General features: G+C 70.2%; 20 protein-coding genes. 3 read left to right on the top strand and 17 right to left on the bottom strand.

What is annotated here, in order from left to right; all coding sequences use genetic code 11:
* Window positions 1-100: 100 nt before the first annotated feature.
* From JW364_RS24400 to lspA, 3 genes are all read right to left on the bottom strand, one after another.
* Window positions 101-1,669, bottom strand: a complete 1,569-nt coding sequence (locus tag JW364_RS24400) for a serine/threonine-protein kinase (RefSeq protein ID WP_205333007.1) — start codon at window positions 1,667-1,669, stop codon at window positions 101-103.
* Window positions 1,670-1,767: 98 nt separating this feature from the next.
* Window positions 1,768-2,694, bottom strand: a complete 927-nt coding sequence (locus JW364_RS03210; protein WP_055476137.1) for an RluA family pseudouridine synthase — start codon at window positions 2,692-2,694, stop codon at window positions 1,768-1,770.
* Window positions 2,687-3,340 carry a signal peptidase II gene (lspA, locus tag JW364_RS03205; RefSeq protein WP_231632730.1) on the bottom strand — a complete coding sequence of 218 codons (654 nt, stop codon included), beginning with the start codon at window positions 3,338-3,340 and terminating at the stop codon, window positions 2,687-2,689. Before lspA ends, JW364_RS03210 begins: the two co-directional genes overlap by 8 nt.
* Before the next feature lie 40 nt (window positions 3,341-3,380).
* Here lspA and JW364_RS03200 point away from each other — a divergent pair, with 40 nt between their 5' ends.
* The gene (locus JW364_RS03200; protein WP_055476135.1) at window positions 3,381-4,328 is read left to right on the top strand and encodes a hypothetical protein; all 948 of its coding nucleotides are present in this window, start codon (window positions 3,381-3,383) and stop codon (window positions 4,326-4,328) included.
* A gap of 71 nt (window positions 4,329-4,399) precedes the next feature.
* Here the strand turns inward: JW364_RS03200 and JW364_RS03195 are convergent, their stop codons facing one another.
* Window positions 4,400-4,876, bottom strand: coding sequence for a hypothetical protein (locus tag JW364_RS03195; RefSeq protein WP_171011519.1), 477 nt, complete (start codon window positions 4,874-4,876; stop codon window positions 4,400-4,402).
* A 338-nt stretch (window positions 4,877-5,214) separates the two neighbouring features.
* Here JW364_RS03195 and JW364_RS03190 point away from each other — a divergent pair, with 338 nt between their 5' ends.
* The gene (locus JW364_RS03190; RefSeq protein ID WP_078112840.1) at window positions 5,215-6,240 is read left to right on the top strand and encodes an asparaginase; all 1,026 of its coding nucleotides are present in this window, start codon (window positions 5,215-5,217) and stop codon (window positions 6,238-6,240) included.
* A 60-nt stretch (window positions 6,241-6,300) separates the two neighbouring features.
* On the opposite strand, the gene JW364_RS03185 is transcribed toward JW364_RS03190, so the two are convergent.
* A complete protein-coding gene (locus tag JW364_RS03185) occupies window positions 6,301-7,746 on the bottom strand; it encodes a DNA polymerase IV (protein WP_078112877.1) in 1,446 nt (481 codons plus the stop codon).
* 91 nt (window positions 7,747-7,837) lie between these two features.
* On the bottom strand, window positions 7,838-8,293 hold the full coding sequence (locus tag JW364_RS03180) for a nitroreductase family deazaflavin-dependent oxidoreductase (protein ID WP_078112838.1): 456 nt from the start codon (window positions 8,291-8,293) through the stop codon (window positions 7,838-7,840).
* Between the two features lie 114 nt (window positions 8,294-8,407).
* On the opposite strand from JW364_RS03180, the gene JW364_RS03175 reads away from it, so the two are divergent.
* Window positions 8,408-9,100, top strand: coding sequence for a TetR/AcrR family transcriptional regulator (locus tag JW364_RS03175; protein ID WP_078112836.1), 693 nt, complete (start codon window positions 8,408-8,410; stop codon window positions 9,098-9,100).
* A 67-nt stretch (window positions 9,101-9,167) separates the two neighbouring features.
* On the opposite strand, the gene JW364_RS03170 is transcribed toward JW364_RS03175, so the two are convergent.
* From JW364_RS03170 to murC, 11 genes are all read right to left on the bottom strand, one after another.
* Window positions 9,168-10,079, bottom strand: a complete 912-nt coding sequence (locus JW364_RS03170; RefSeq protein ID WP_205333008.1) for an RNA polymerase subunit sigma-24 — start codon at window positions 10,077-10,079, stop codon at window positions 9,168-9,170.
* A gap of 235 nt (window positions 10,080-10,314) precedes the next feature.
* A complete protein-coding gene (ileS, locus tag JW364_RS03165) occupies window positions 10,315-13,527 on the bottom strand; it encodes an isoleucine--tRNA ligase (protein WP_205333009.1) in 3,213 nt (1,070 codons plus the stop codon).
* 332 nt (window positions 13,528-13,859) lie between these two features.
* Complete coding sequence (locus tag JW364_RS03160) at window positions 13,860-14,735, bottom strand: hypothetical protein (RefSeq protein WP_205333010.1); 876 nt, start codon at window positions 14,733-14,735, stop codon at window positions 13,860-13,862.
* A 33-nt stretch (window positions 14,736-14,768) separates the two neighbouring features.
* On the bottom strand, window positions 14,769-15,584 hold the full coding sequence (locus tag JW364_RS03155; RefSeq protein WP_065632305.1) for a DivIVA domain-containing protein: 816 nt from the start codon (window positions 15,582-15,584) through the stop codon (window positions 14,769-14,771).
* Between the two features lie 529 nt (window positions 15,585-16,113).
* The gene (locus JW364_RS03150) at window positions 16,114-16,455 is read right to left on the bottom strand and encodes a YggT family protein (protein ID WP_065632304.1); all 342 of its coding nucleotides are present in this window, start codon (window positions 16,453-16,455) and stop codon (window positions 16,114-16,116) included.
* A gap of 56 nt (window positions 16,456-16,511) precedes the next feature.
* A complete protein-coding gene (locus JW364_RS03145) occupies window positions 16,512-17,228 on the bottom strand; it encodes a cell division protein SepF (RefSeq protein ID WP_065632303.1) in 717 nt (238 codons plus the stop codon).
* A gap of 113 nt (window positions 17,229-17,341) precedes the next feature.
* Entirely contained in the window at window positions 17,342-18,094 is a 753-nt protein-coding gene (locus tag JW364_RS03140; RefSeq protein ID WP_068970571.1) for a YggS family pyridoxal phosphate-dependent enzyme, read from the bottom strand.
* A gap of 24 nt (window positions 18,095-18,118) precedes the next feature.
* On the bottom strand, window positions 18,119-18,877 hold the full coding sequence (pgeF, locus tag JW364_RS03135; protein WP_068970570.1) for a peptidoglycan editing factor PgeF: 759 nt from the start codon (window positions 18,875-18,877) through the stop codon (window positions 18,119-18,121).
* Between the two features lie 8 nt (window positions 18,878-18,885).
* The gene (gene ftsZ, locus JW364_RS03130; protein ID WP_058251716.1) at window positions 18,886-20,052 is read right to left on the bottom strand and encodes a cell division protein FtsZ; all 1,167 of its coding nucleotides are present in this window, start codon (window positions 20,050-20,052) and stop codon (window positions 18,886-18,888) included.
* Window positions 20,053-20,378: 326 nt separating this feature from the next.
* A complete protein-coding gene (locus JW364_RS03125; RefSeq protein ID WP_065632300.1) occupies window positions 20,379-21,080 on the bottom strand; it encodes a cell division protein FtsQ/DivIB in 702 nt (233 codons plus the stop codon).
* The gene (gene murC / locus JW364_RS03120) at window positions 21,077-22,648 is read right to left on the bottom strand and encodes a UDP-N-acetylmuramate--L-alanine ligase (protein WP_240198587.1); all 1,572 of its coding nucleotides are present in this window, start codon (window positions 22,646-22,648) and stop codon (window positions 21,077-21,079) included. Before murC ends, JW364_RS03125 begins: the two co-directional genes overlap by 4 nt.
* Window positions 22,649-22,663 lie beyond the last annotated feature (15 nt).

Below are 22,663 nucleotides of genomic sequence, written 5' to 3'. Positions count from 1 at the left end.
CGGGTCCACTCTAGGCGCGTGCACCGACACCGCCGGGCTCCCACTCCGCGTCGTGACGGATGGGACAGCTGTGGTAGCGGAGCCGGTTCGCTCACCGCGCTCACAGGGCCATGAACACGATGACGATCGCGACCAGCAACACCACGGCGACGATCGCCAGCACGATGGGCAACCGGTTCGACGACGACGGCTTCGGTGCTGGTCCCACCGGTCCGGCGAAGCCCCGGGGACCCTGACCGGGCAGCCCGCCGGGTCCCGCGGCATCCAGGCCGCGCGGCGGGGTGCCGGCCGGTGTCGGGCCGACGCCGCCCGGGCGGCTCCGGTCGGGCCGCAGGTGGTCGTTGCTCTGCCGGAACGGATTCGACGGCGGACGCTGCCACACCGCCGGATCGGCACCGGTCGTCGGCCTCGATCTCGGGCCGCGCCCGGGCACCCGCGAGCCCGGCGCGGGGCCGGAGGACGGCGTGGCGGCACCCGGTGGGGCGTTCGGCGGACCGCCGCGCGCCGGGGCCGCGCGCTGCGTCGCTTCATGTGCCGGGTCCACGTTCGCCGCTGGACGGCCGGGCCCGGGTCGGCGGGGCTCGGCCGGCCCCGGCCGTGATCGACGTTCCGCGGGTGGTCGGTCGGGGGTCGCGGCGCGACCGGCGGGCGGCGGTGTCGGCCGGTCGGACCGTCCCGGCATGTCCGGCGCGCGCCGACCCGGGACGGCGCCGCCGGCCATCCGACCGGGGAGGCCGCGGACCGTCTCCGCGTCGAGGTCGGCGGCCGACCTCGGCCGCACGTTCCGCAGACCCGTCGCCAGCGCGTCGGCGAACTCCCGGCAGCTGGCGAAGCGCTCGTCGGGGGACTTCGCCATCGCACGCGCGATGACCGCGTCGGCGTCGGGCGAGAGTCCGGGCACGAGCTCGGATACCTGCGGTACGGGTTCTTTCAGATGTGCTCCGATGACGGCGCCGTTGTCGCGGTCGTCGAAGGGCACGCGCCCGGTGAGCAGGTGGAAAGTGGTGGCCGCCAGCGAATACTGGTCGGTCCGGCCATCGAGTCGACGACCCGTCAGCTGCTCCGGGGACGCGTACGACAGCGTGGCGAGGACCGTGCCGACCGAGGTGAGCGCCTCGGTCTCGTCGGACAGTTTGGCGACCCCGAAGTCGGTCAGCAGGACCCGCTGCTCGTCGAACGACGAATCATCGTCGACCTCGGCGAGCAGGATGTTGGCGGGTTTCACATCGCGGTGCAGCAGTCCGCGCCGGTTGGCGTGGTCGATCCCCCGCGCCACCTCCGACACGATGTGCACCACGCGACGCGGGGCGAGGCGGCCGCATCCGGCGAGTTCGCGCGCACAGTCGGTTCCCGGGACGTACTGCATGGCGATCCAGAGCAGATCGGCCTCCGCCGACTTGTCCGGCCTCGACGCCACCGGCACACTGGCGCGTCCGCGGTTGAACACGGTGACGATGTTCGGGTGGTCGAGCGTGGCCGCGACCTCGGCCTCCCGCAGGAACCGCCGGCGAAAGTTGCTGTCCGTGAGCCCGGCCGAGGCCTTCAGCACCTTCAGGGCGTCGTACCGGGGCAGCTCCGGATGCCGGGCGAGGAAGACCGCACCCATGCCGCCGCTGCCGAGTACCCGTTCGACGCGGTACCCGGCGACGAGGGTTCCCGGCTCGAGCACTCCCCCAATCTAGCGGTGTGTCTCGGAAATAGTCGATCGAACGGCCTGGTCGCGCGAGGCATCAGGCCCGCTCGCTCCGCTCCCGGCGCCTCGTGAGGTCAGGTCGCGCGCAGGACCTCGAGCGCGTGCTGCAGGTCCTCGGGGTATGACGAGGTGAACTCCACCTGTCGGCCGTCGGCCGGATGGGCGAACCCGAGCGATCGCGCGTGCAGCCATTGGCGTTCCAGACCCAGCTTCTTGGCCAGCACCGGATCGGCGCCGTACGTGGGATCACCGCAGCACGGATGGTGGAGGGCCGAGAAGTGAACCCGGATCTGGTGTGTGCGACCGGTTTCGAGGTGAACGTCCAGCAGCGACGCCGACGCGAACATCTCCAGGGTGTCGTAGTGGGTGACACTCGGTTTGCCGTTCGCGGTCACCGCGAACTTCCAGTCGTTGCCGCGGTGGCGGCCGATCGGCGCATCGATGGTCCCCGACGGCGGATCGAGGTGCCCCTGGACGAGCGCGTGGTAACCCTTGTGCACGGTCCGCTGTTTGAACGCCCGCTTGAGCAACGTGTACGCCCGTTCGGACACCGCGACCACCATGACCCCCGACGTGCCGACATCGAGACGGTGGACGATCCCTTGACGTTCGTGCGCTCCCGAGGTCGAGATCCGGAAACCCGCGGCCGCGAGGGCCCCGATGACCGTCGGGCCGCTCCAACCCAGCGAGGGATGCGCGGCGACACCCACCGGCTTGTCGACGACGACGATGTCGGAGTCGTGGTAGATGACCTCGAGGTCCTCGACCGGGGTCGGCTCGACGCGCAACGGCTCCTCCGGTTCGGGCAGCGTGACGTGCAGCATCGTGCCCGCGGCGAGTTTGTGCGACTTCCCCACCGCCACGCCGTCGACGACGACGTCGCCCTCCTCGGCCAGGGTGGCGACGACGGTGCGCGACAGCCCGAGCATCCGGGAGACACCGGCGTCCACGCGCATCCCGTCGAGGCCGTCGGGCACCGGCAGGAACCGCGATTCACGCATGCGCGCCGCCCTCGGTGCCGGCGGGATCGCGCTGCTCGCGGCGGGCCGCCCAGCCCGTGCGGGTGCCGTCGTAGTCGAAACCGAGCGCGGAGAGGACGACCAGGAGGATCGCGCCGCACACCACGGCGGAGTCGGCGACGTTGAACACCGGCCACCACCCCACCGACACGAAGTCGACGACATGGCCCTGAAGTGGTTGCGGGGCACGGAAGATGCGGTCCGTCAGGTTGCCGATGGCGCCGCCGAGCACAAGGGCCAGACCCGCCACCCACCACCAGGAGCGCAGCCGGCTGCTGTAGCGGATGATCACGAGCACGACCACCAGGGCGATGATCGACAGCACCCAGGTGTATCCGGTGGCCATGGAGAAGGCCGCGCCGCTGTTGCGGACCAGACGCAGGGTGACGAAGTCGCCGATGATCTCCACCGGGCGCATCGGGTCGATCGTGGCGACCGCGATCGACTTCGTGAGCTGGTCGAGGCCCAAGATCACCAGCGCGACGCCGAGCACCACGATCGTCGCCTTCGGCACCCGGCGGCCGGGACGTGCGGCGGCGTCGGTGTCGCCGGGTCGGCGGTCGGCCCCGGGTTCGACACGGTCGTGCGGGTCCACGTGCTCTCGATCCGTCAGGGGTTGGTCATCCACAGCATCATTGTCCACGACACGTCGAATACGCTGGCTACCCGTGTCCCCGCATCCCCGTCGCCTCCGGTCCGTCGTCTCGTCCATCGGGGCGGTGACCGCGCTGTCCGTACTGGTCGCGGGATGCGCATCGGGTCCCGACGAGACGCCCGGCGCTCCGGCGGCGAGCACATCGGCGGGCTGCAGCACCGACTCGCCGTCCCGCGCCGCCGGTGCGGCGCCGGTCCCGATCGCACCGGCGACGGTGACGATCGTCGACGCGGGAACCGGGGAGCGCCGCGTGCCGACGACTGCGCCGGACGTCGCCACCGCCCAGTCGGTGACCCTGGTGACGACCTCGGAGGTGGCGTCACCGGGCACCTCGGACGCCCAGACCGTCGAGATGCCACTGACCGCGCGGTTCGGGTGCGCCGATCCCACCGACCTCGAACTCGACCTCGGCACGGTCACATCCCCCGACACGACCCTGAACGACGAACTGTCGGCGATGGCCGGCGCGAGAGCCGGTCTCACGCTCGGTCCGGGCCTGGCGCCGGTGTCCCTGCGGATCGCGCCGCCGGAGCCGGCCGGCGGCGAGGCACGACTGGCGGTCGAGCAGGCGCTGGTGTCGGCGTTCAACGCGGCGGTCGTGCTCCCGACCGAACCGATCGCGGTGGGTGCGACGTGGCGGAGCGAGCGGGTGATCGCGGCCGCGGCGACCGTCACCCAGACCATCGAGGCACGGCTCACCGCCTGGGACGGCAACCGGCTGACCATCGAGTACACCGCAGACGAGACCCCGGTGAACTCGGTGTTCGCGATCCCCGGCGGCAGTGACAGCCTCACCATCAGCCGATACAGCTACACCGGTCAGGGGTCGGTGACCGTCGACCTGACCCGCGGGCTGCCCATCGCCGGCGAGGCCACCTATCGGGGCGCCCGCGAGTTGGTCGGCGCGGACCCGAGCCGGCCGCTGGTACAGCGGACCGGACTGTCCGTCACCTGGCGCTGAACGCCGACGGCCCCGGGTCACCGACTTCGGTCGGCGACGCGGGGCCGCGGATCATGCTGTGCGGCGAGTGGTCAGCTCGCGGGAGCGCACATGGCGCTCTCGACCTGGTAGAGGCCGAGGAGGTTGCACACGGTCTCGTTCGAGAGCTTCCAGCGTCCGTCGTCGAAGACGATGGTCGACTCGGCGTTGGTCGGCGGGTTGCCCGCGGTCTCGATCCGGACCTTGACGCGGGCCTTGTTCGGGCCGGCGCTGATCACGGGGTTGACGAGGACCCAGTCGACGTCGGAGTTCTCGGCACGCGCCTTGACCAGCTCGTCGAAGATCGCCGGGTCCTTCTCCGAACCCTCGACCAGTTCGACCTTCTCGGCCCGCGGGATGTCGGGGTCGACGGCCTGATCCACCATCTCGTTGAGGGCGGCAATCGACGGCGGGTTACTGCCGTCGGTGATCTCGGAGCCATCGCCGCTCGCGGCGGCGGTGGTGCTGGTGAGTGTCGGTGCGGGCGGGGCGTCGCTGTCGTCACTCCCGCAGGCCGCGACGGTGGTCATCAACGCGGCCGCGATCATGGTCGCGCCCAGAAACTTCCGATACTTCAACGATCTCCCTCACTGTGTTCTCGGGCATGGGGTGCGCCGGCGGGCGCTCTCGTACCGCGATGCCGGACGTGTCTGCCGGGTTCGACCCGACCGGACGTGTCTGCCGGGGTGTACCCCCAGCCGGACGTGTGTGCCGGGTTCCCCCCGGCGACGGCCCACACCACTATGCCAAACGGCAGGCACCAGGGGTCCCCGGTGCCCGGCGACACGCGTCGACGATCCGTCCGGCCGGCGGCGCCGAGCAGGCAACGCTTGACGGGCCGACCTGGTTCCGGTGACCCTTGGGCACCATGACAGGCACCCCGCCCGCGGCCGCCGGAGTCACCGTGCTGATCAGCACCGGAGGCACGATCGCCGCCCAGACCACCGACGACGGCGCGGTCCCGGCGCTCGGCTCGGCCGCTCTCCTCTCCGCCGCCGGGAAAGTCACCATCGGGACCGACATCGGGGCCGGGGACGACGGGACGTCGCGCACTCCGTCGGCCACCCGCACCGTCGACCTCATGTCGGTGGACAGTTCCGCGATGACCGTCGCCGACCAGTTCGCGGTGGTCCGCGCAATCGCCGACGCCCTGACCGACCCCGCCGTCCGCGGCGTGGTGGTCACGCACGGGACCGACACGATGGAGGAGACGGCCTACCTCGCCGACCTGTACGCCGCCGACGAGCGGCCGGTCGTGTTCACCGGGGCCATGCTGCCGTCTGATTCTCCTCGCGCCGACGGGCCGTCGAATCTCGCCGCCGCGTTGGCCGCGATCGACGACCCGGCCGCTCGCGGTCGAGGAGTCCTCGTGGCCATGGGGGGCCGGCTCCTGCCGGCACGCGGGTTGTTCAAGGTCTCCACCACCGACCCGGCGGCCTTCGACACCGTGCAGGGCACCCGTCGGGCCGACGACCCGCCGGTGCCGCGACGAGTGCTCGCCGGACCGGTACCGGTGGGCCGGCCGGCACGCGTCGATGCCTTCACCCTCTACCCGGGCGTGTCACCGGGACTGATCGCCGCGTCCGTCGCGCAGAACGCCGCCGGCGTGGTCCTCGCGGCGACCGGCTCCGGGAACACCCACCCGGACATCACCGCCGAGGTGGCACTCGCCGTCCAGCGCGGGGTGACCGTCGTCGTCACCAGCCGCGTCCCGTACGGCGAGGTGACCGCGACCTACGGCGGGGGCGGCGGCGCAGTCGATCTGCGGCGGGCCGGGGCGATCGTGTCACCCTGGCTGCGCGCACCGCAGGCGCGCATGGCGCTCATCGCACTGCTGACCTCGGGTCACGATCTCGAATTGATCACCGATTTCTTTGTCGCACAACAGGACTGATTGCTGCCACCGGCACCCGCCGGGTGGCGGTCACGGCCGGTCGATACCGTGCCCGATCGGTCAACCGTCGCCCGGAAGATCCCACTCGAGGCTGTCGAGCGGATCCGCCGGACGGAGGTTCGGATCGTCGACCGGAAACGTGCGCGTGCGCCCCGGCCCGCTCGTGCGGGTCTCGAATCGCACGGTCACGACCCCGTGTCCACTCCCCTGAACCCAGCCGTGCCCGTGGTCGGGGTGGGTCACGTCGGCGCCGGGGCCGAAGCGGCCGACCGGCATCGAACTCCCTCCCGGCGCGAACCGCGGGGGTTCGGGCGCCGAGTCAGCTATCTGGACGGCCGACGCCTCGGCCCCGGCCGGGTCCGGTGACGTCGCCACCTCGGCGCCGCCCCCCGCTGCCGCACCGTGGCCTGCGGCGGTGTCGTGGTGGGTGGTCTCGACATCGGCCGGTCCCTCGCTGCCCAGCTCGTCGAAGAGGGCGTACTGCTGCACCGCGGTCAACCCCGAGAAGCTGACGCCGACAAGGCGAATCGCCCCGATGGAACGCGGATCGAGCGCGAGCCGCTGCGCCGTCCGCTCGAGGTCGTCGAAGTCGGTGGTGGCCGCCGCGGTCGTCGCCGAGCGCGTCAGGATCGACATGTCGGATCTCTTCAGTTTCAGTACGACGGTGCGCGCTCCCCGGCCGTCGGTGAGCAGTCGGCGGTGAGCGCCGGCGGCGGCCTTGCGGATGGCGGGACGCAGCGCGTCGAGTTCGACGATGTCCTCGGCGAAGGTGGACTCGGCGCTGATCTGCTTCGAGGAGGCACGTTCGGCGACCGGCCGGTCGTCGATGCCGTGGGCAAGGCGATGCAACGCGGGACCGACGGTGGCGCCCAGCACGGAGGCCACCTCGACCGGCGACATCGCCGCGAGGTCACCGATGGTCGCGATCCCCAGCCGCGCCAGCCGATCGCCGGACACGGGCCCGATGCCCCACAGCTTGCGGACCGGGAGCGAATGCAGGAACTCCAGCTGGCCGGACGGTGGGATCACCATCACCCCATCGGGTTTGGCCATCCCCGAGGCGATCTTCGCGAGCTGTTTGCCGCTTCCGAGCCCGACCGACGCGGCGAGTCCGACCTCGCTCCGGATCCGGGATCGAAGCTCCTCGGCGAACTCGCGGGCCGCGTCGACGGTCGCCCCCGCGAGTTCCTCCGGCTCGCCGAACGCCTCGTCGAACGACAGCGTCTCGATGACCGGAACAGCCTCGCGCACGATCCCGAAGACACGTTTGCTGACCGTGCTGTACACCGATCCGCGCGGCGGGATGACCACGCCGCTCGGCCCGATGAGCCGACGCGCCTGGTGCATCGGCATCGCCGAGCCGGCACCGAACACGCGCGCCTCGTAGCTGGCGCCGGCGACCACCCCGCGCCCACCGGACCCGCCGACCAGTACCGGGCGGCCGCGCAGCGTCGGGCGGGTGAGCTGTTCGACGGAGGCGAAGAACGCGTCCATGTCGAGGTGCATCACCCAGCGTGGGCTGCGTTCGGACCCCCGCCCCGACACCGCACCGACCGGGCGCGGCGGTTCGGGTTCGAGGCGTGACACCTCCCCGAGTCTAGTGAGCAGCGGTGACGGCGAAGACGGGGATCAACCCGGCGTGGGCGGCGAGATCCTCATCCGACGAGGCGAGCTCGAGGCCCGCGGGCAGGAACCGCCCGACCTCCCACCCCCAGCGGCGCAGGTACTCCCGGATGACCGGCGGACGAAGCGCGGGGTCGAGCTCGGTGAGGGTGACGACGGCCCGACGTCGGCCGCGGCGGAGTTCCACCGTCCCGGCCGCGCGTGCGTTGCGGACCCATTGCGTGTCGCCTCGGACGGCGACCAGGAATTCCGCCCCGTCGAGTCGCAGCACGTTGACCGGCACCCGCTGCGGCGTGCCGGTCTTCCGGCCGACGACGGTGAGCGTCTGGGCCCCGGCCAGGTTGACCCCGCGGTCGGCGAGCCAGCGCACCGCGCGGTTGAAGGCGGCGTCGAATCCGCTGGGGGCCTTGTAGTGGGTGGTCGCGGTCATGATCGGCCTTTCGTCGAGGTGATGAATCCGAGAGCAGTGCTCTCGAAATCGAGTATGCAGCCACGCCGCCAGGAAATCAAGAGCACCGCTCTCGGTTGTGGCAGGATCGTCGCCATGGCCACCGGACGAACCCGCGCGGAGAACCGCGCGATGATGACCGACGAGATCCGTCGACTGGGACGCGAACACCTGACCACCTACGGCGCCGCCGGGCTCTCGTTGCGCGCCATCGCCCGCGACTTGGGCGTCGTCTCCTCGGCGGTGTACCGGTACGTCCCGAGCCGCGACGAGTTGCTGACCATGTTGCTGGTGGAGGCTTACACCGATGTCGCGGACGCCGTCGATGCCGCGGCCGATTCCATCGCCACCTCCCGACGGCGCGATCGACTCGCGGCCGCGGCCGCGGCCGCGCGGACCTGGGCTCTCGCCGAGCCGTCCCGATGGGCGCTGATCTACGGAAGCCCGGTGCCCGGTTACTCCGCCCCCGGCGAGCGGACCATCGGGCCCGGCACACGCATTCCCGTGCGGCTGCTCCGCGAGTGCTCGGCCGCTCACGCCGAAGGCCTGCTACGCGCCGACCTCCCCTCTCCCACACCGGATGTCGCCGCGGACATGGACGCGATCCGCGACGAGTTCGACCTCGACACCCCCGCCGCGGTCCTGGCCGCGGCCACCACGTTGTGGGCCGTACTCGTCGGCGCGATCAGCCTGGAGACCTTCGGCCAGTACGGGACCGACACCTTCGCGCATCCCGAGCAGCTCTTCCGGCTCCAGATCGAGCAGACACTGTCGGGCCTGTTCGCCTGAGATCGGACAGAGTGCGGTATTCGTACCGGTTTCCGGTACAGATCCCGCACTCCGCGCGGTGGGTGGATCAGCGGGTGACCGGCCGACGGAGCTCGACCCCGACGAGCTTGTCGGGGTTGCGCATCACGTAGATGTCGACGATCAGGCCATCGACGACGCGGAGGGTGATCGCGGTCTGCAGCCGGCCGTCGAAGTAGAGGATCATCCCGGGCTGACCGTTGAAGACCACGAACTCGGCGCGGTAATCCTCGAGCACGGCACCGATCCGGGCGAACCCCGACAGCACCTGCATCACCGCGGGCGCCCCGCGCATGGGCTGCCGTACCGCGGTGGCCTTGCCGTTGCTGTCCGAGGTCAGCACCACCTCCGGTGCCATGAGGGCGATGAGGGCGTCGGCGTCGCCCGACTCCGCCGCGTCGAGGAACGTCTCGACGACCTCCGCGGCGCGGGCGCGGTCCATCGGATCGAACCGGGGGCGGCGACGCTCGACGAACGACCGGCCTCGTTCCGCGAGCATCCCCACCTCGCCGGGCGTCCAGGACAGCATCGTGGCGATCGTGTCGTCGGCGAATCCGAAGATTTCACGCAGGACGCATACCGTCCGCACAGCGGGCTCGAGTTCTTCCAGAACGAGCAGCATCGCGGTCGACGCGAACTCCGCAAGACCCGCGTCGGCGAGGACGTCGCCGTCGAACCGGATGGGATCGGGCAACCACGGTCCGATGTAGTCCCCGGCAACACGTCGACGCGCGGTGAGCGTCTCGAGCGCGCGCCGGGCGACCTGCGCGATGAAGTGCGCTCGGGCCGACCCGGGGCCGAGCGCGTCCACCGGCGCGCTCGCCGGATGATCCCAGGGGCAGTGTCGGACAACATGATCGGCGTCCACCGCCGAGCCCAGGATCTCGTAGGCCACCGTGAACAACAGCGGTTCGAACGCGGCGGATCGCGCCGGGATCGGGTCCACGTCCATGCGGGTCATCGGGGTCTGCCCCCTCGTAGATGGTTCGGGCGGCGAACGACGCGCTCGGGTGTGTGCTCACCCTGCGGGGCCGGGTCGCGGCAGTCTCCACACCGTACGTGGCGCAGCACCACCAGGGTGCGACTGTTGCGATCGGTGTCCCAGATCGTCTCGTCCGATCACACCTCCCGCGCGACCGACGACGACACCGCGCGGACACCCGGCCGGGATGTCCGCGCGGTGCACGTGTCAGCGATCAGTTCGCCTTCGCCACGTCGGCGGTCACACCGTCTCCCAGTTCGATGCTGCCCGCGTCACCATCGCCGGTCACGTCGAACCGCACCGCGAGCACCTCGCCGGCGATCAGGTCGGCGTGCGTCCTCGCCCAGTCCAGACGTTCGGCCGGTACGACGAGTCGCACCGTGATCCGGTCGGAGACGTCCAGTCCCAGGGTGCGGCGCGCATCCTGCAGCTCGCGAACCCGGTCCTTCGCCCACCCCTCGGCCTCGAGTTCGGGCGTGACCGCCGTGTCGAGGACGACCAGGCCGTTCCCGCCCGGCAGCTCCGCGGTCGAGTCCGGTTCGACGGCCACCAGCCGCCGGGTGAACTCCCCGTCGTGGAGTTCGATGCCGTCGGCGACCACGACCTCGGACCCGTCGGCGCCCTCGCCCGCAGTCCAGTTGCCCGACTTCACCGCCTTGATCGCACGCTGCACGTCCTTGCCCAAGCGGGGGCCGGCGGCACGCGCGTTGACCGCGATCTCGTGACGTCCGTACTCGCTGGCATCGGTCGCCAGAGTCACGTCCCTGACGTTCATCTCGTCCTTGATCAGGTCGACGAACGGCTCGAGCGCGGCCGCGGTCGGCGAGGCCACCGTCAGACCCGACAGGGGCAGTCGGACCCGCAGCTTGTTGGCCTTGCGGACGCTCGACGCCGTCGAGCACACCGCCTGGACCTGGTCCATGGCCATGACCAGGTCGGCATCGGCCGGCAGCTCATCGCTCGTCGGCCAGTCCGTCAGGTGCACCGACCGCTCCCCGGTGAGACCCCGCCAGATGGCCTCGGTCGCCAGCGGGAGCAGCGGCGAGGCCAGCCGGCAGGCGACCTCGAGCACGGTGTACAGGGTGTCGAAGGCGTCGGTGTCCGCGTCCTGGCCGGCCCAGAAGCGTGCCCGGGAACGACGCACGTACCAGTTGGTGAGCGACTCGACGAACTCACGGAAGGCGTCGCACGCCCCCGCGATGTCGTAGGTGTCGAGTGCCGCGGTCATCGTGTCGCGGGTCGTCGCCAGCTTGGCCAGGATGTAGCGGTCGAGCACGTGCTGCGAGTCGGTCCGCCAGGTCGCCGGGCGCTCGGCGTAGAGCTGCAGGAAGCTGTAGGCGTTCCACAGCGGCAGGAGCGCCTGGCGCACCCCTTCCCGGATGCCTCGCTCCGTCACGACGAGGTTGCCGCCGCGCAGGATCGGCGAGGCCATCAGGAACCATCGCATCGCGTCCGATCCGTCGCGATCGAAGACCTCGTTGACGTCGGGGTAGTTGCGCTTGGACTTCGACATCTTCTGGCCGTCGTCGCCCAGCACGATCCCGTGCGCAGCAACGGTTTTGAAGGCCGGCCGGTCGAACAGCGCGGTGGCCAGCACGTGCAGCGTGTAGAACCAGCCACGGGTCTGCCCGTTGTACTCGACGATGAAGTCGCCCGGATTGTGGGCCGGGGCGTGCGCGGAGTCACCACCGTCGAACCAGTCGCGGTTCTCGAACGGATAGTGCACCTGCGCGAACGGCATCGAACCCGACTCGAACCAGCAGTCGAGGACCTCGGGCACCCGACGCATGGTCGACTTCCCGCTCGGGTCATCGGGATTGGGCCGGGTGAGTTCGTCGATGAACGGCCGGTGCAGGTTGTCCGGACGCACCCCGAAGTCGCGCTCGAGGTCGTCGAGCGAACCGTAGACGTCGACGCGCGGGAACTCCGGGTCGTCGGACACCCAGACCGGAAGGGGCGCACCCCAGTACCGGTTGCGGCTGATGTTCCAATCCCGGGCGCCTTCGAGCCACTTGCCGAACTGTCCGTCCCGGATGTGTTCGGGCACCCACGTGATCTGCTTGTTCAGTTCGACCATGCGGTCGCGGAACTGCGTCACCGCGACGAACCACGACGGCACCGCCATGTAGATCAGTGGCTGGCCCGACCGCCACGAGTGCGGGTAGGAGTGCTCGATGGTCTCGTGCCGCAGGATCCGCCCGGTTTCCTTCAGGTCCTTGATGATCACCGGGTTGGCGTCGAAGACCATCAGGCCCTCGTACGGCGGGACCTGCGCGGTGAAGCGTCCGCCCGGGTCGAGCGGTTGCACCACCTCGATGCCGTTGGCGGTCGCGAGGTCCATGTCCTCCTCGCCGAAAGCCGGTGCGAGGTGCACGATCCCGGTGCCGCTGTCGGTGGTCACGTAGTCACCCAGCAACACACGATGGGAGTTCGGATGGCCGGCGAAGAAGTCGAACGGCGGTGTGTACGACAGGTTCTCCAAGGTCTTGCCCAGGTGGGTGCCGAGCACCTCCGGATCGGCGATTTCCTTCGCGTACGCACCGATCAGCGCCTCGGCCAGCAGGTATTCCCGGCCGTCGGCGGCCTTCACGTGGACGTAGGTGACCTCGGGATTGACCGCGATCGCGAGGTTGGACGGCAGGGTCCACGGCGTCGTCGTCCAGATCAGCGCGTTGACTCCGTCGAGCGAGGCCAGCGGACCGTCGGGCACCCGCAGCGGCATCGTGACGGTGACCGCCGGGTCCTGCCGCATCCGGTAGGCATCGTCGAGCTTGGACTCCTGGTTGGACAACGGCGTCTGCTCGTACCAGCTGTAGGGCAGCACTCGATAGCCCTGGTAGATGAGCCCCTTGTCGTAGAGCGCCTTGAACGCCCACATCACCGACTCCATGAAGTCGAGATCGAGTGTCTTGTAGTCGTTGTCGAAGTCGACCCAGCGGGCCTGGCGGGTCACGTAGTCACGCCACTCCCCCGTGTACCGCAGCACCGAGTCGCGGCAGTACTCGTTGAACTTCGCCATGCCCATCTTCTCGATCTCCGACTTGTCGGTGATCCCGAGCTGGCGTTCGGCCTCCAGCTCGGCAGGCAGACCGTGTGTGTCCCAGCCGAATCGGCGGTCCACTTTCTTGCCACGCATGGTCTGGTACCGGGGTACCAGATCCTTGACGTAACCGGTCAGCAGGTGACCGTAGTGCGGCAGACCGTTCGCGAACGGCGGACCGTCGTAGAAGACGAACTCCTCGGCGTCGGCCCGGTTCGCGATCGACGCGGCGAAGGTCGAATCGGAGTCCCAGTACTGCAGGACCCGCTGTTCCACGGACGGGAAGTCGGGGGCGCTGCGCCCGGTGCCCCCGGTCATGTCGACTTTGGGATACACCCGCCCGGACTGAGTGGGGGCGGACTGGGTGGGGTCGGTCGCGTCGCTCACGGCTCGTCTCCTCGTGCCTGGTGATGTCTCATCGGCACGGGGACGCACACCGGAGGTCTGCGCGGTACCACCCCGCTTGCGCCGGAGATCCGACGCCACTCGACGAATCGCGACGGTCGATGACCGTACGATCCTGTGGCTGTCACGGGCCACGCCCGCCCGGTTCTACTGGGAGTCACGCATTCGCACCGTCCACTGGACGCCACACTCGATGACACTGTTCTTCCGGGTGCTCCCCGGTGATGGCCGGATCAACGCGTGAACCAGTGTAGCGACGACCGACCCGGCCGGGCCAATGGGTTCTCGACCGGTGCGCGGCCACCCGGGTGCGCTCAGTCCGGCGGCGGATGCCAGTTCGGATCAAGCGGATCGAAATCCGCACGCCGACGACGCGGCGCGGACTCGTCGGGACTTGTTGCCCAGTCGTCCGGGCCGGCGGCGTCGCCGCCCGGCACGTCGTCGGGGGCCCACCCCGAGGACTGTGGGTCGAACGGACGCGGAGCCGACGGCGGGCCGACCGGAGGCCGTTGGCCCCTGGTCGGAGGCGGGCCGGATTGCGGAGGACCGAATTGCCCCTGCTGCGGCCGGGCCTGCTGTTGAGTCCACGACTGTTGACCGACACCGGGTTGGCGACTCTGCGGTCCCACGCCGGGCGGTCGGGAACCCGGCGGCGGACCGGGGCGACCACCGGCGACATCGACACCGGTGGGCGGGGCCCCGCGGGGCGGCCCGTCACCACTCGGACTGTCGCCGCCGACCGAACGCAGATAGTCCTCGAGGTTGCCCTCACGACGCTCGGGAGCAGGTCGATTCGGCGGGACCGAACCAGCGGGCGCGGCCATTCCGGGGTCGAAGGCCCCGGGCCGATAGCCGGCGGACTCGGAATCGCCGACACCGGGGGTGTCGGCGGCGGGGTACCGACGCGTCGGTGCATCGGCGCCGCGATCGCCGTCCGAGTCGTGCCCGGTGACAGCGTCGTCATCGGCGTCGTGCGACGGATCGGTGTCGCGACCGGCGCCCGGGACCATGTCTTCCAGTGACCGGGCCGCTTCGCCCTTGCGACCGGCGAACACGTCCGCCAGGAGGAAGCCGAGGCCAACCAGACAGACCACGATGCAGGCCACGGCCAGCCACACGGTCCCGGTGATGAGACCGAGGATGAGCAGCACGAACCCCAGGAGGGTCGCGGCCAGCGCCAAGGTCAGCACATCACCAGCCTAGTGCGCACCGATCCGCCCAGGTCAGCTGGGTGAGTAGCTGCTGAATCCACCGTTACCCGGATCGTTCGAGAACGACTGATCGGGTCGGCCGCCCTCGACAGGCGCCGCACTGCCACGCTGCTGGAGTTCCTCGAGCTGGGATTCGAGGTAGGTCTTCAGACGCGTACGGTACTCGCGCTCGAAGGTCTTGAGCTGCTCGATCCGGCCTTCCAGCACACCGCGCTGCTGGTTGATCGTGCCCATGATCTCGCTGTGCTTGCGCTCGGCGTCGCTCTGCAGGGCATCGGCACGTTCCTGTGCCTGCCGCAACTGCGCCTCCGATCGCGTCTGGGCGTCGGCGAGGATCGCCTCCGAGCGCTGCCGGGCATCGGCGAGCATGGCGTCGGACTTGGTCTGCGCCTCGGAGACCAGCGTGTCGGCGCGCGTCTGGGCGTCGGACAGCATCGCGTCGGCGTCGGCGCGTGCGCTGCCCGTGAGCCGGTCGGCGGTGTCCTGGGCGAGCGCGAGAACGCGTGCGGCACGCACGTTGGCGTCGTCGTTGGTCGCCTGCGGTGCCGGCGCCGGCGCCGGGGCGGGCGGCTCGGGTGCCGCGGCGGGCTTGGCGAACATCTGGGTCCGGTCGTCCGCCTGGGCGCCACCACCGGAACGGGCATCGGCGAGCTCGCTCTCGAGCTCCTCGACGCGCTGCTTGAGGTCGGTGTTCTCTTCGATCAGCCGTGCGAGTTCGGCTTCGACGAAGTCGAGGAACTGATCGACCTCGTCCTCGTTGTAACCGCGCTTACCGATGGGCGGTTTGCTGAACGCGACGTTGTGCACATCAGCTGGAGTCAGCCGCATGTCGGTTCCCCTCATGTCTGGTGGTGAACTTGTGTTCAGTTGGCGGGCCGTCCAACCCGGATCGCGCGACGGTGAGTCGTTCGACCAATACAGGTTGTCACTAACTATTCATACCAGTCAAAAATTGTAACTGGCGTCCAATCCTGTCACACGCGAACCGTTGGTCGCATCTCTGCGATGCGCTGTTGAAATGAAACAGTCATCCGAAGATGACTTATAACGGTAGACCATCTGCCTAACGCGGGGTACCCGCCGCCCGATCGGGTGCGCCCGCAGGGGACGGACCCTTCGTGACGCGCCCTCCGCAAGCTCCGGGCGCTCCTCAGGGAGCAGGGGGACGCGCCCGCAAGCTCCGGGCGCTCCTCAGGGAGCAGGGGGACGCGCCCGCAAGCTCCGGCCGCTCCTCAGGGAGCAGGGGGACGCGCCCGCAAGCTCCGGCCGCTCCTCAGGGAGCAGGGGGACGCGCCCGCAAATTCCCGGGGCTCCTCAGGGAGCAGGGGGACGCGCCCGCAAGCTCCGGGACCCGGCGTCAGGGGCGGACGAGGTGTCCGGCGATCGCGAGCGACTCGGCCAGGGCGTCGGCGCGTAGGCCGTTGACGATATTCATGCCGATGATCACGACGAGCATCACGATCATGAGCGACAGGTCGAGCCGGATGGGACCGAGTGGGATCGGGGGGAGAACGCGACGCAGCGCCTTGATCGGGGGGTCGGTCACGGTGAAGACCATCTCGATGACGACCACCGCGATCCCGGTGGGGCGCCACTCACGGGCGAAGGTGCGGACCAGTTCGACCACCAGCCGGCCCAGGAGGAGCAACCAGAAGATCAGCAGGATGTAGTACAAGACGCTCAACAAAATCGCAGCCACGCGTCAAGAGTGCCTGAACATCTCGGACGACGGCGAACCGAGGTACCCGACGCCGGTCAGGAGTGGTTGTAGAAGCCCGTCTCGGCGATCTTGCGGCGGTCTTCGGGCGACACGTCGACGTCGGCGGGCGACAGCAGGAACACCTTGGTGGCCACCTTGTCGAACGATCCGCGCAGCGCGAACGCAAGCCCCGCGGCGAAGTCGACGAGGCGCTTGGCGTCGTCGTTGCTCATGTCGACGAGGTCCATGATGACCGGGTTGCCGTCGCGGAAACGCTCCCCGATGGTACGGGCCTCGCTGTAGTCCGACGGGCGCAGCGTGGTGATCTTCTGCAGCGGGCTGTCGGCGAAGACGCGCTCGAGTTCGCGGGGGTCGGCACCCATCGACCGCGGCGCGGTGGCAGCGCGCAGGGCGGCGCTCGACGAACGCTGCAGCGGTTCGAGGCGGGCGGGCGCCCGCATCGGCCCCTCGCCCACCGCGCGACTGCCGGCGTAGGCGAACTCCGCCGCGTACTCCGGGGCCAGGTCGAAGCCGGCGTCGTAGTGGCGGTCGGACAGCTCGTCGCGGTACGCGATCTCGTCGCGGTAGCCGGCGTCCCGGAACGACGGCTCGTATCCGGGATCGTAGGAGGAGTCACCGTAGTAGTCGTCACGGTAGGCGCGCTCACGAGACCGCTCCCGCAGCGGCGGGGCCGACTCCTCGAGGTAGTCGTCCTCGTACTCGCTGGGCGGCACCATGCCGAAGTAAGCCTTGAACTTCTGCATCGTGGTCATTGACGGCCTCTCTGGTAGTGCGACGCCGGTTGCTGCCGTGCCGGATGGTGCATCTGTGGTCAGTGAGCTAACTGCGCTTCGTGTGTCACTTGGTTCTGGTGTTACCAATGTGATTACTGAGAGATTAGCGGCCGATCGCCCATGATCGCGGTTCCGACACGCACGCATGTCGAGCCCGCGGCGACCGCCTCCTCCATGTCCCCGGACATGCCCGCGGACAGTTCGGCGGCGGCGTCGAATCGCCCGCGGAACGCCTCGCGGATGCGTGCGGCCTCGGCCATCCAGTGCCCGGGTTCGCCAGCCAGCGGGGCGATCACCATGAGCCCGCGCAACCGCAGTGAATCTGCCTCGACGACCCGCTCGGCCAGAGCCGGGAGATCGTCTTCGACGACGCCGCCGCGCTGCGGATCGCCGTCGAGGCTGACCTGGAGCAGGATGCCGAGCGGATCGGCGCGCTCCCCCTCGTCGAGTGCTGCGACCGCGGCACGGTCCAGGGCGTCGACGACCTTCGGGCGGTCGACGGAGTGCACCGCGCGCGCCCACCGCGCCACCGACCGGGCCTTCTTGGACTGCACCGAACCGATCATGTCGAAGACAGGGACGTCACCGGACCCCGGGGACTCCCAGTCCCTGAGCACCTCCGCCACCTTCCGGCCGGCCTCGGGTTCGCGCGACTCGCCGAACGCGCGCTCCCCCAGCTGCAGCAGCCGACGGACGTCATCCGCGGGGAAGAACTTCGTGACCACGAGGAGCTGACAGGAGCCCGCCGGCCGATGGGCGGCCTCGACCGCGGCGTCGAGGCGCCGACGCACCGCCGCCAACCGTTTCCCCAGCTCGGCGGTGCGCGCATCAGATGACCCGGTCATGTCCCCATCCTTCTCGCCACCGGGTCACTCCCCGAGCGGGCGCCGCTCACCGGGTGCATCGTCGCCGTGTGCATCGCCATCGGGGTCCATCCAGATGACCGAGGCCAGGCGGCCCGTGGGTGCGCCCCGGCGATGGCTGAACAGGCTCGGGTCGGCGATGGTGTCCCGCGGGTCGACCGCGACTCCGGCGACGCCGGCCTCGAGCAACTGCCGCCGCAAGCCGGCACGCAGGTCGAGACCGGCCGTGCCCTTCTTGGTACGCACGGCGCTGCCCGGCAGATGCTTCTCTACGTCGGCCTGCATGTCGGCGGGCACCTCATAGTGGTCTCCGCTCGCGGCAGGACCGAGGAAGGCGCCGATGGACCCGATCCGGGCGCCGAGTTCGAACATTGCGCGCAGGGTGGCGGGCACGATGCCGATCCGGGCGCCGACGCGGCCCGCATGGACCCCCGCGATCACACCGGCGTCGTCGTCGCTGAGGAGTACCGGGACGCAGTCGGCGGACAGCACAGCGAGGGCGAGACCGGGCGTGGTCGTGACCAGCGCGTCGGTGGCGGGCACCGGCTCGGGAACCGGTCCGTCGACCACGGTGACGTTGCGACTGTGGATCTGTTCCATCCAGACCACCGACCCGGCCGCCACCCCGATCTGCTCGGCCAGCCGAATCCTGTTCGCCGCCACGGCTTCCGGATCGTCTCCGACGTGATCACCGAGATTGAACGAATCGTACGGTGACACCGAGACCCCGCCGGCACGGGTGGTGATGACACGACGCACCCGCATGCGCGGGCTCAGCGCTTCATGAACGACGGCACGTCGACATCGTCGTCGTCGAGCCGAACGGTGTTGCGGCGGGGCGGCTCCGGCTCCTGCTCGAACGGATCGCCCGCACCCTTCGGCATGTCCCCGAAGAGCGGATCGTTCTTCGGCGGCGACGCCACGGCGCCGGCCTGGCCCTGACCGACCGCGGAACGCCCCGCGGCGGCCGGGACGTCGGTCCGCTTCTTGGGTGAGCCACCGTCGAAGCCGGCGGCGATGACCGTGACCCGGACCTCGTCACCGAGGTTGTCGTCGATCACCGTGCCGAAGATGATGTTGGCGTCCTCGTGCGCGGCCTCCTGCACCTGGGTCGCGGCGTTGTGGATCTCGAACAGACCCAGGTCGCTGCCACCGGCGATCGAGATCAGCACACCGCGGGCGCCTTCCATCGAGGCCTCGAGCAGCGGCGAGTTGATCGCGGACTCGGCGGCCTTGCGCGCACGCTCCTCGCCGCGGGCCGAACCGATGCCCATCAGCGCGCTGCCGGCATCGCTCATGACGCCCTTGACGTCGGCGAAGTCGACGTTGATCAGGCCCGGCGTGGTGATGAGGTCGGTGATGCCCTGCACGCCGTTGAGGAGCACCTCGTCGGCACTGCGGAACGCGTCCATCAGGCTGACCTGCGCGTCGCCGAGCTGCAGTAGACGGTCGTTGGGGATCACGATCAGGGTGTCGCAGGACTCGCGCAGCGCGGTGATGCCCGCCTCGGCCTGTCCGCCGCGTCGCTTGCCCTCGAAGGCGAACGGCCGGGTGACCACGCCGACGGTGAGCGCGCCGAGCTTGCGCGCGATCGACGCGACCACGGGTGCACCACCCGTTCCGGTCCCGCCGCCCTCGCCCGCGGTCACGAAGACCATGTCGGCGCCCTTGAGCAGTTCCTCGATCTCGTCGCGCGCGTCCTCGGCGGCGCGGCGACCGACCTCGGGATCGGCACCGGCGCCGAGACCCCGTGTCGAGTCGCGCCCGACATCGAGCTTGACGTCGGCGTCGCTCATCAACAACGCCTGGGCGTCGGTGTTGATCGCGATGAACTCGACTCCCTTGAGTCCCTGTTCGATCATGCGGTTGACGGCATTCACGCCGCCACCGCCGATGCCGACGACCTTGATGACGGCCAGGTAGTTGTGCGGTGGCGTCATGCGCTCGCCTTCCTTGTGTGGTCGATCTCGTTGTTCGAGTTCTGGTCTCGATATGTCCTGTGTGAACCGGCCGGTCCACGTCCCGCTCGCGACAAACCCTAAACCTGAACCATAGATTTAGAGTTATGTCAAGTAACTCGTTGTGGTGATGACGCTAGGCATCGCAGGCCCCGGTATCCAGATCCGCGCTCGGCGTGTCGGGAAGTCGTGGCGAAATCCGCCGGAACCCTCAGCTTTTCGCCGCCCCACGGGGGTCGTCCGGTTCCGTCTCGCGGGTCCGCCTCACCCCGACCGGTGATTTCGGGGTCGGCCGGATCCGGCGTGCGTCACCGATAGGCCGGGAACTCGGGACTCGACACGTTGTACATCCGCGCCTCGCGGGTGAGCAGATGCGTCAGTGTGCGGGCCTTCTCGGCGCCGCGGTCGCTGTCCCCCCACACCACGGTGCGCTTCTCCGACAGCGTGAACTCGATGTCGACCGGCGAGGTCGCGGTCACCCGGATGACCTGCCGCGCCAGCGATTCGGGCAAGCCCGCCACCGCCGCGATGGTCTCCCTGGTGGTCGGGTCCGCCGGCCCCGGGTTCGGGGTGTCGAGAACCGGGAGCTTGAGCACCTCGGGCGGGACGCCCTGCGTGCGGTCGTAGTCGAGGAACGCCACCCCGGACTTGTCGAGCACGTGGACGTCGTCGCCGTTGTTCACGATCACGACCGGGACCCGCTCGACGACGGTGATGGTCAGCGACGAGGGGTAACTCCGCTGCACGCGCGCCGACTCGACGGACGGGATGGTGGCGACACGCTGCGCGACCGCCCGGGTGTCGACCTGCAGCAGCGGGGTGCCCGACGGCACTGCCGCGACCCGCAGGATCTCGTCGGCCGGAATCGACCCGTTGTCGCGGACGTCGGTGCCGCGCACCGACATCAGCGGCGTGAGGTAGGCGATGAGCACCAACCCGACGCCGGCCGCGACCACCATGAGCGTGCCGAGGACCACGCGCGACCGGCGGCGCTGCGGCCAGCGGATCACGACACCCGCCCCGTCCGGCCCTCGGAGTCCGCCGGGCCGTCGGTCGGAGTCGCGCCCGAACCCGTCACGGTGGCGGTGTCGGCGGTCGTCGAGGTCGAGGCCAGGGCGTCGAGGATCTCCGGACCCTGCATGGTGATGTCGCCCGCCCCCAGGGTCAGCACGACATCCCCGGACCGCGCCAGTCGCGCGACCTGCGCGGCCAGCCGCGACAGGTCCGGGGCGAAGATCCCCGGCACGGTCAGCTTGTCCGAGATCGTGCGCCCGCTGACCCCCGGGATCGGGGCCTCACGGGCCCCGTACACATCGGCGACGACCACTGCGTCGGCGAGGTCGAGAGCAGCGGCGAACTCATCGGCGAACTCGACGGTGCGTGAGTAGAGGTGCGGCTGGAACACCGCGATCACGCGCCCGCGCGAACCGCTCGGCCCGCCGCGGGCGGACACCATGTCCTGCGCCGCCGAGAGCACGGCCCGCACCTCGGTCGGATGATGGGCGTAGTCGTCGATGACCTCGACGCCGCCGCGCCGGCCGCGGAACTCGAAGCGACGGTGGACACCGCCGAACGCGCCGATCCCGGCCACGATGGCGTCGAGCCGTCCGGCCCCGGTCGATGGGTCGGATGTCGCGACGCCGGGCTGCGCACCCACCCGGGCGGCACCGATCACCGCGGCGATCGCGTTGAGCGCCATGTGCTCGCCCGGGAGCGGGAGGACGATCTGTCGATCCTCGCCATTCGGGCAGAGCGGGGAGGTGAACCGGACCGTGGCGGCTCCGCCGCCTCCGCGCGGCTCCCAGGACGTCATGGTCGCGACGTTGCGGACGGTCGGCGCCAGCGCGGCGTGGGTCCCCCGTCCGTATCCAAGGACCTCCACCCCGCGCGCGGTGAGCGACTCGGCGACGCGGCCGGCCAGGGCGGCCGAGCCCGGGTCGTCGAGGCACACGACGAGCGACCCGCCGCCCGCGATGCGCGCGACGAACCGGTCGAACACCTCGACATAGGCCTCGATGGAACCGAAGAAATCGAGGTGGTCGGCGTCGATGTTGGTGACGACGACGACGTCGGGTGTGTACTCCAGCAGCGAGCCGTCGCTCTCGTCGGCCTCGGCGACGAAGATCGGGTCGCCACCGTGGTGGGCGTTGGTCCCCGACTCGTTCAGCTCGCCGCCGATCGCGAACGACGGGTCGGTCCCGGCATGCTGCAGCGCGACGACCGCCATCGAGGTCGTGGAGGTCTTGCCGTGGGTGCCCGCGATCAGCAGGCTGCGCTGACCCGCCATCAGCTGGGCCAGGACGCGGGGCCGCAGGAGGATCGGGATACCGCGCGACCGTGCCGCCACGAGTTCGGGATTGGTCTTGGGGATCGCGGCATGAGTGGTCACCACGACAGACGGGCCACCGGGGATCTGGTCGAGCGCCGACGGATCGTGCCCGACCTGCACCCGGGCGCCGCGGGTCCGCAGTTCGAGGATGCCCCGACTGTTCTTGGCATCCGACCCCGACACCTGTCCCCCGCGGGCCAGCAGGATCCGGGCCAGTCCCGACATCCCGGCGCCGCCGATGCCGACCATGTGGACGCGGCTCAG

It is taken from the genome of Gordonia sp. BP-119 (assembly GCF_016924115.1).
Taxonomy (GTDB): Bacteria; Actinomycetota; Actinomycetes; order Mycobacteriales; family Mycobacteriaceae; genus Gordonia; species Gordonia hongkongensis.
This window is presented reverse-complemented; position numbering and strand designations above follow the sequence as displayed.

Excerpts from the sequence above, each read along its gene's own strand:
- JW364_RS03210 (WP_055476137.1), bottom strand. The coding sequence starts at position 2,694 with ATGCGTGAATCGCGGTTCCTGCCGGTGCCCGACGGCCTCGACGGGATG.
- JW364_RS03195 (WP_171011519.1), bottom strand. The coding sequence starts at position 4,876 with ATGACCACCGTCGCGGCCTGCGGGAGTGACGACAGCGACGCCCCGCCC.
- JW364_RS03190 (WP_078112840.1), top strand. The coding sequence starts at position 5,215 with ATGACAGGCACCCCGCCCGCGGCCGCCGGAGTCACCGTGCTGATCAGC.
- JW364_RS03185 (WP_078112877.1), bottom strand. The coding sequence starts at position 7,746 with ATGCACCTCGACATGGACGCGTTCTTCGCCTCCGTCGAACAGCTCACC.
- JW364_RS03180 (WP_078112838.1), bottom strand. The coding sequence starts at position 8,293 with ATGACCGCGACCACCCACTACAAGGCCCCCAGCGGATTCGACGCCGCC.
- JW364_RS03175 (WP_078112836.1), top strand. The coding sequence starts at position 8,408 with ATGGCCACCGGACGAACCCGCGCGGAGAACCGCGCGATGATGACCGAC.
- JW364_RS03170 (WP_205333008.1), bottom strand. The coding sequence starts at position 10,079 with ATGACCCGCATGGACGTGGACCCGATCCCGGCGCGATCCGCCGCGTTC.
- JW364_RS03155 (WP_065632305.1), bottom strand. The coding sequence starts at position 15,584 with ATGCGGCTGACTCCAGCTGATGTGCACAACGTCGCGTTCAGCAAACCG.
- JW364_RS03145 (WP_065632303.1), bottom strand. The coding sequence starts at position 17,228 with ATGACCACGATGCAGAAGTTCAAGGCTTACTTCGGCATGGTGCCGCCC.
- JW364_RS03140 (WP_068970571.1), bottom strand. The coding sequence starts at position 18,094 with ATGACCGGGTCATCTGATGCGCGCACCGCCGAGCTGGGGAAACGGTTG.
- pgeF (WP_068970570.1), bottom strand. The coding sequence starts at position 18,877 with ATGCGGGTGCGTCGTGTCATCACCACCCGTGCCGGCGGGGTCTCGGTG.
- ftsZ (WP_058251716.1), bottom strand. The coding sequence starts at position 20,052 with ATGACGCCACCGCACAACTACCTGGCCGTCATCAAGGTCGTCGGCATC.
- murC (WP_240198587.1), bottom strand. The coding sequence starts at position 22,648 with ATGGTCGGCATCGGCGGCGCCGGGATGTCGGGACTGGCCCGGATCCTG.